The following is a 7,942-nucleotide window of genomic DNA, read 5'->3' as shown; positions in this document are numbered from 1 at the left end:
GCCCGCTCTCGCAAATCCATCGATAAAGGACGACCCATCACTTCCTCCTGTCGGAAAAAGTGAATCAGATCCTCTCTGATTTGGGAATCCCGATTCAGCTAAATTTCATACCGATCTAGGAAAGACTAAGGTCCGGGAGGGGCGTCAAAGGACGCTTGCATCTCTGACTGTGGAATGCGTCTGACAGGGTAGAAAAAGAGCCCCCACCACCGCATCTAGCGCTACGCGCGTCGTGCGGTCCCCCTCCCCGACCTCTTTCTGTCTTGAGGCCTCGAATGAGACGAGGTCAGGGAGGTATATACGGCTTATATCTCCCTGCCTTTGGCTCGATAGGTCTGTGCAATAAAAAGCACGAGGCTTCGCAGCCTCGCGCCATAAAACACATTCGCGTCAATGAAGGCGGTAAAAGTGGAAATCATTCCAGCCCCAACCTTTGTGCTTCCGCGTTGAGTTCCGCCAAAGCGGTCTTCTGTGCCTCCCGGCACGCGCGTTCGTAGGCCACCAGATCGGCGAACCGGACCCGGCGATGGCTGCCGACTTTGCGAAAGGGCAACTTGCCGCTATCCAGTTGGCGAACGAGATGAGGACGCGACACGTTCAGATAGTCCGCCGCCTGTTGTGTCGTCAGTTCTGCCGCATGCGGGATAAGTGACATCGGTGTCTGATCGGCCATGGCGACCAGCACCTGATGGATCAGCGCGACGGCGCGCGCGGGGAGTGGCACGATGACCCGATGATCGGTTTCGCCGTCTACGGTAATGCGGATGCTTTCTCCCGCCTCAGCTACGGCCTTTAATCGATCCGCCGCCTGCCGGGCAATCAGGGCTTCCGCTTCATCGGCGATGAACGGTTCGCGGGTCTGGTCCAGTAACGCCAGCATTTTCGCCTCCTGCGACTGGGTTTTGTCTTCCTGCACAGGATAACAAGTGAAGACAGCCTTGTCTACAATCGAAATAAACGAAACATATGAAATAACCGAAACTCTACATCGGTTCGGTTTCGAGGGGACAGATTTGTGACCTTACCGCTCTGCAACAGTCGGAAACGCGGTTTGTGAATTTTTTTGCCGCATGACGCAAAATTTGCTCGCTTTTCGGTAAAATTTCGCGCAAAGAGCAAAAATGTCGGAAAAACTGTGACGCGCAACGTCAAGCCTGTGGGCTAGGCGGGTTGTGCAGATGCGAGTTTTCCAAACCTTTTCAGAGTGCGATCGGGGTTCAGGCGGTATGACGACGGGATCAGTGGCAGCAGCAGCGACGGCAGCACCGGCGCTTCTCAAGCATCAGGCGGTACTGGCGCTTGATAGCGGTCACACGTCGTGGATCATCGTCTCTACGGCGCTGGTGTTGTTGATGACCCTGCCGGGTCTGGCCCTGTTCTACGGCGGCATGGTGCGCAAGAAGAACGTACTGGCGACCATGGCGCAGTCGGTGGCCGCCGCCGTTGTCGTGTCGGTCCTGTGGATCGTAGCGGGCTATTCCCTGTCGTTCGGTCTGAATGGTAATGAGGGGCTGAACCGCTTTATCGGCTCGTTTGATGCGTTCCTGCTCAATGGTGTGACCATGCAGACGGCGTTCGGTCTGGCGCCGCAACTGCCTGAGTTTCTGTGGGTCGCCTATCAGATGACCTTCGCCATCATCACCCCGGCCCTGATCGCCGGGGCCTTTGCCGAGCGTCTGAAGTTTTCGGCCTTCCTGCTGTTTACGGCCCTGTGGACCCTGCTGGTCTATGCGCCGGTGTGTCACTGGGTATGGGGTGGCGGATTCCTTGCTGGCATGGGTGTGCTTGATTTCGCCGGCGGGGCGGTGGTGCACGTCAATTCGGGGATTGCGGGTCTGGTCTGTGCGCTGGTTCTGGGGCCGCGCCGGGGCTTTCCGCGCGACTATATGCCGCCGCACAATCTGGCCTTCACCCTGATCGGCGCGTCGCTGCTGCTGGTCGGCTGGCTGGGCTTTAACGGCGGGTCGGCCTGGACGGCGGATGCGCTGGCAAGCGTGGCTGTGCTCAACACCATCGTTGCCGCCATGACGGGTGCCGTCGGCTGGACGATTGTGGAGTGGGTTGAGCGCAAGCAACCGACGCTGCTCGGCATGATTTCGGGTATTGTGGCGGGCCTTGTTGCCATTACGCCGGCGGCGGGCTTTGTCGATCCCAAGGGCGCGCTGGCCATCGGCCTTATCGGTGGTATCGCCTGCTTCTTCGGGGCGACGGCCCTCAAAAAAGCCTTCAAATACGACGATAGTCTTGATGCTTTCGGCGTGCACGGCGTCGGTGGTCTGGTGGGGGCGGTGCTGACGGCGGTCTTCGCCAATCAAAGCATCAATGCGGTGGCCAAGGACGCCACCGTACTTAAACAGGTTCTGGGCCTCGTGGTCGTCATCGGCTGGAGCGCGGTGGTCACCTTCCTCATTCTGATGATCTGCAAATTCACCACAGGCCTGCGTGTGGACGAGGAGCAGGAGATCGAGGGTCTTGACGCGACACAGCACGGAGAGACCCAGCACGGATAGCCCGGACGCCCACCAAAGGGACAAGGGGCTGAACCGGAACCGGTCAAGGACAGCCCCGCCCGAACCAAGCGGCAAGGACTTACAAAACCGGAACGGAAACGCCCCTCAGGATTTGCCGGGATTGCCCCGGCAGACACTGGGGGGTTTGTATGTCTGGACCTTCGGTTTACGCTCCGGAAACGGGGTGATAAAACCGCCAAAAGGGCATGCGAAATAGTACGATTTGTAACTACCCCGGCAAAAATCCCACGGCCTGCGTTTTTGGTCGCGATTTTGGCGGGAAACGCCGGAAAACATCATTTTCCGCTTTAACTCAGCAGGCTTTTGCGCTTTAGGGCGTTTTAGCGCGCTGTAACAAACTAAACCTATCTTCCGGAAACGGAAGGTTTTTGCACCGAGTTGTGAGGTTGGGCCTATGACCTACGAGACGAACCGCTTCGTCGTTGAATACAAGAAGACGCCATCGAAGGCCGAAGCGAAGACCCGCATCACAAATTTCAATGAAATCTACGCCGATTTCAAACCGGAGCAGGCCAATGCGCAGGCCTCGCGCTGCGCTCAGTGCGGTGTGCCCTTCTGTCAGTCGGGTTGCCCGCTACAGAACAACATCCCCGACTGGCTGCGCATGACCGCCGAAGGGCGCTTTGAGGAGGCCTTCCGCCTGTCCTCGGCGACCTCGACTCTGCCGGAGATCTGCGGCCGCATCTGCCCGCAGGACCGTCTGTGCGAAGGCTCGTGCGTGCTGGAGCAATCAGGCTGGGAAAACGTCACCATCGGCGCGGTCGAGCGCTATGTGAACGATATGGCCTTTGAAGAGGGTTGGATCGAACCCATCGTCCCCGCGCAGGAGCGTTCGGAGAGCGTCGGCATCATCGGTGCCGGCCCGGCAGGGATCGCGGCGGCCGACCGTCTGCGCACGCTGGGCTATAAGGTCACCATCTATGACCGTTACGACCGTCCGGGCGGCCTTTTGACCTATGGCATTCCGTCGTTCAAGCTGGAAAAGGACGTCGTTCTGCGCCGCACCCAGCGTCTGGCCGATTCCGGCGTCGAATTTGTCCTCAACTGCGATATCGGCAATGACGTGTCGTTCGAGGAGCTGCGCCAAAAGCACGACGCCCTTCTGATCGCCACCGGCGTCTATAAGGTACGCCGCCTGAGCGTGCCGGGCTGCGGCTCGAAAGGCGTCGTGGCGGCGCTTGACTACCTGACCGCCTCCAACCGCAAGGGCTTCGGCGATGCGGTCGAAGCTTACGACAACGGCACGCTGAACGCCGAAGGCAAGACCGTGGTGGTCATCGGCGGCGGCGACACGGCCATGGACTGCGTGCGCACCGCCACCCGTCAGGGCGCGAAGGCCGTGACCTGCGTCTATCGCCGCGACCGCGCCAACATGCCGGGCTCGGACCGTGAAGTGTCCAATGCCGAGGAAGAAGGCGTCAGGTTTGAATGGCTGTCGGCCCCCAAGGCCGTGCTTGGCGATGCCCAAAGCGTCTCAGGCCTGCGCATCCAGCGTATGCGCCTCACCACGCCGGACGCTCAAGGTAGACAGGGTATCGAGGACATCCCCGGTGCCGAAAACGACCTGCCCGCCGATCTGATCATCGAGGCGCTGGGCTTTGAGCCGGAAAACATCCCGGTTCTGTTCAACCAGCCGGGCCTCGAAGTCACCAAGTGGGGCACGATCAAGGTGCAGGCCGGTGAGTTCCAGACCTTTGTGCCGGGCGTCTTTGCCGCCGGCGACATCGTGCGCGGGGCGTCGCTGGTCGTGTGGGCCGTCCGCGAAGGACAGGACGCCGCCGCCGACATCCACCACTATATTCAGTCAAACGTTTCCGCTTCTCTGGAGGCCGCTCAATGATCTCTTCCGGCTCCTCGTCTTACGAACTCTATCACCGCAACCGTAACGCCCTGATCGAGGCCGACGCCTATGATCCGCGCACGGAATTTGATGCCTGTGGCGTCGGCGTGGTCTGCTCCATTGATGGCAAGCCGCGCCGCGACGTGGTCGAACTGGCGGTCAAGGCGCTGAAGGCCCTGTTCCACCGCGGCGCTGTCGATGCCGACGGCAAGTCGGGCGACGGCGCGGGCATCATGATCAATGTGCCGCAGGACTTCTTCCGCGAACAGGTGCGCAATATCGGCCATGAACCGCGCCCCGGCCCCGTACTGGTCGGGCAGGTCTTCCTGCCGCGTAACGACCTCGGCGCGCAGGAAGCGGCGCGGACCATCGTCGAATCTGAAATCCTGCGGTCGGGCTTCTACCTCTATGGCTGGCGTCAGGCCCCGGTCGATGTGTCGCAACTGGGCACGCGCGCCAATTCCACGCGCCCGGAAATCGAGCAGATCATGCTGGCCGCGCCCGACGGCCTTGAGGAAGAGGCGCTGGAACGCGCTATGTTCCTGTGCCGCCGCCGCATCGAAAAGCGCGTCGAAGAGGCCAATCTCGACTGCTATCTGTGTTCCTTCTCGTCGAAGACCCTGATCTATAAGGGCATGTTCCGTGCCGAGCTGGTCGATGACTTCTATCTCGACCTGAAGGACCCGCGTTTCGTCTCGTCCGTCGCGGTCTTCCACCAGCGTTTCTCGACCAACACATTCCCCGAATGGCGTCTGGCCCAGCCCTTCCGCATGCTGGCGCACAACGGGGAAATCAACACCCTGCGCGGCAATGTCAACTGGATGAAGTCGCACGAAATCCGCATGGCGGCGGCGACCTTTGGCGACAATGACCGCGACGTGAAGCCGGTCATCCAGCCGCGTGGTTCGGACTCGGCGGCGCTCGACAATGTGTTTGAGCTTCTGGTGCGCGCCGGGCGTTCGGCCCCGATGGCCAAGGCCCTGCTGATCCCCGAAGCCTGGTCGAAGCAGGCCGTGACCATGCCGGAGTCGCACCGCGCCCTCTATGCCTACTGCAACGCTGTGATGGAGCCGTGGGACGGCCCGGCCGCCGTCTGCGCCACCGATGGCCGCTGGGTCATCGCCGGTAAGGACCGCAACGGCCTGCGCCCCTTACGCGTCACCCAGACGCAGGACGGCCTCCTGATCGTCGGCTCCGAAGCGGGCATGACGGGCGTCGCCGAAGACCGTGTGGCGCACCGCATGACCATCGCGCCGGGCCGCATGATCGCCGTGGACCTCGAAGCCGGTAAGCTGTTCAGCGAGGACGAAATCCTCGACGCTCTGGCCTCCAAACACGACTACACCAAGTGGCTGGAAAACATGGTCGATGTCGATTCGATCATTGAGCCGGGGCCGGAGCCGCGCGCCTATTTCGGTGAGGAGCTGGACCGCCGTCAGATTGCGGCTGGCCACACCCTCGAAGACCTCGACACCGTGCTGGATGCCATGGTGAAGGACGGTAAGGAAGCCATCGGCTCGATGGGCGATGATACGCCTCTGGCCGTGCTGTCGGAAAAGTGGCGGCCCCTGTCGCACTATTTCCGTCAGAACTTCGCGCAGGTGACCAACCCGCCGATCGACCCGCTGCGCGAAGAAGCCGGCATGTCGCTCAAGACGCGCTTCAAGAACCTCGGCAACATCCTCGCCGAAGACGCGACGCAGGCCAATGTGCTGGTCATGGACTCGCCGTTCATGACGACGGGCATGTATGAGCGCCTCCTAGCCACCAGCAATGTGGGTCAGGTGGCGGAGCTCGATTGTTCCTTCCCGCTGCCCGTCGAAGGTGCCGCTCCGGGGGCAGGTCTGCGCGCCGTGCTCGACAGCCTGCGTGATGAGGCCGTGGCCGCCGTGAAAAACGGGGCGGCCATGATCGTCCTGACCGACCAGAAGTCGGGTCCGGAGCGCATGGGCGTGCCGATGATCCTCGCCGCCGCGGGCGTCCATGCCCGTCTGGTGCAGGAAGGTCTGCGCTCTTTCGTCTCGATCATCGTGCGCTCGGCCGAAGCGATGGACAGCCATGCCTTCGCCGTGCTGGTGGGTGTCGGGGCAACCGCCATCAACCCCTATCTGGCGCTGGAGTTGATGCAGGAGCGTCTGGACAAGGGCCGTTACGGCGCTCAGACCTCGTACAAGTGCTTCATGAACTACAAGAAGTCCATCGAGGCGGGTCTGATGAAGATCCTCGCCAAGAAGGGCATCTCGATCATCTCCTCCTATCGCGGCGGCTATGAGTTCGAAGCGCTGGGTCTGTCGCGGGCGCTGGTCGGTGAGTTCTTCCCCGGCGTGACCTCGCGCATTTCCGGTATCGGTTTGGCCGGTATCGAAACCAAGCTGAAGGCGCTGCACGCCGAAGCCTGGGCGTCGAAGCGCGCCCTGATCCCCATTGGCGGCTTCTACAAGATGCGCGCCGCGGGTGAGACCCACTATTATCAGCCGAAGCTGATCCACCTGCTTCAGGACGCGACGACGCGCGGCGACTATAAGGTCTTCAAGACCTATTCGGGTCTGGTGTCCAAGATGTCGAAGGACGCCCCGACCGCCCCGCGCGACCTGCTCGACTGGGCCCCGAAGGCGAAGCCCATCGACATCGAGGAAGTGGAATCGGTCAACGAAATCCGCAAGCGCTTCGTCACGCCCGGCATGTCGCTGGGGGCGCTCAGCCCCGAAGCGCACGAGACGCTGAACATCGCCATGAACCGCATCGGCGCGCGTTCGGTCTCCGGCGAAGGTGGCGAAGACCCCGAACGCTATGTCCGCCGCCCGAACGGCGACAACCCCAACTCGGCCATCAAGCAGATCGCCTCTGGCCGCTTTGGCGTCACGGCGGAATATCTCAACCACTGCCGCGAAGTCGAAATCAAGGTGGCGCAAGGGGCCAAACCCGGTGAGGGCGGTCAGCTTCCGGGCTTTAAGGTCACGGAATTCATCGCCCGTATGCGCCATTCGACGCCCGGCGTGGGGCTGATCTCGCCGCCGCCGCACCACGACATCTATTCGATCGAAGATCTGGCGCAGCTCATCTATGACATCAAGCAGATCAATCCGAACTGCCGCGTCACTGTGAAGCTGGTGTCGCAGTCGGGCATCGGCACGGTCGCTGCGGGCGTGGCCAAGGCCAAGGCCGACGCTATTCTCGTCTCCGGGCAGGTCGGTGGCACGGGTGCCTCGCCGCTCACCTCGATCAAGTTCGCCGGCCTGCCGTTCGAACTGGGCCTCAGCGAAGCGCATCAGGTCCTGACTATGAACAATCTGCGCGGTCAGGTGCGTCTGCGCTCTGACGGCGGGATGCGCACGGGCCGTGACATCGTGGTTGCCGCCATGCTGGGGGCCGAAGAGTTCGGCATCGGCACGGCGTCTCTGGTGGCCATGGGCTGCCTGATGGTGCGTCAGTGTCAGTCCAACACCTGCCCGGTCGGTGTCTGCGTGCAGGACGAGCGTCTGCGCGCCAAGTTCACCGGCACGCCGGAAAAGGTCATCAACCTGTTCAGCTTCATCGCCGAAGAAGTGCGCGAAATCCTGGCCTCGCTGGG

At 61.7% G+C, this 7,942-nt stretch carries 4 protein-coding genes; 3 read left to right on the top strand and 1 reads right to left on the bottom strand.

Features of this window, described 5'->3' with window-relative positions; genetic code table 11:
- Positions 1-415: 415 nt before the first annotated feature.
- Positions 416-880, bottom strand: a complete 465-nt coding sequence (locus tag Q0072_RS19825) for a helix-turn-helix domain-containing protein (protein ID WP_298333405.1) — start codon at positions 878-880, stop codon at positions 416-418.
- 346 nt (positions 881-1,226) lie between these two features.
- Between Q0072_RS19825 and Q0072_RS19820 the strand changes: the two genes are divergently transcribed.
- From Q0072_RS19820 to gltB, 3 genes are all read left to right on the top strand, one after another.
- Positions 1,227-2,510 (top strand): ammonium transporter, encoded by a 1,284-nt coding sequence (locus tag Q0072_RS19820; protein WP_298333403.1) that lies wholly within the window; start codon positions 1,227-1,229, stop codon positions 2,508-2,510.
- Between the two features lie 415 nt (positions 2,511-2,925).
- Positions 2,926-4,371 carry an NAD(P)-dependent oxidoreductase gene (locus Q0072_RS19815; RefSeq protein ID WP_298333401.1) on the top strand — a complete coding sequence of 482 codons (1,446 nt, stop codon included), beginning with the start codon at positions 2,926-2,928 and terminating at the stop codon, positions 4,369-4,371.
- Positions 4,368-7,942 (top strand): glutamate synthase large subunit (gene gltB / locus Q0072_RS19810; protein WP_298333399.1); only part of this gene is annotated, 3,575 nt, incomplete at its 3' end. The genes Q0072_RS19815 and gltB, both read left to right, overlap by 4 nt.

The organism is Asticcacaulis sp., assembly GCF_027484505.1.
In the GTDB taxonomy this organism is placed as follows: Bacteria; Pseudomonadota; Alphaproteobacteria; order Caulobacterales; family Caulobacteraceae; genus Asticcacaulis.
This window is presented reverse-complemented; position numbering and strand designations above follow the sequence as displayed.

Bases quoted from the DNA above. Each gene is read 5' to 3' on its own strand.
- Q0072_RS19825 (WP_298333405.1), bottom strand. From the start codon at position 880: ATGCTGGCGTTACTGGACCAGACCCGCGAACCGTTCATCGCCGATGAA.
- Q0072_RS19820 (WP_298333403.1), top strand. From the start codon at position 1,227: ATGACGACGGGATCAGTGGCAGCAGCAGCGACGGCAGCACCGGCGCTT.
- Q0072_RS19815 (WP_298333401.1), top strand. From the start codon at position 2,926: ATGACCTACGAGACGAACCGCTTCGTCGTTGAATACAAGAAGACGCCA.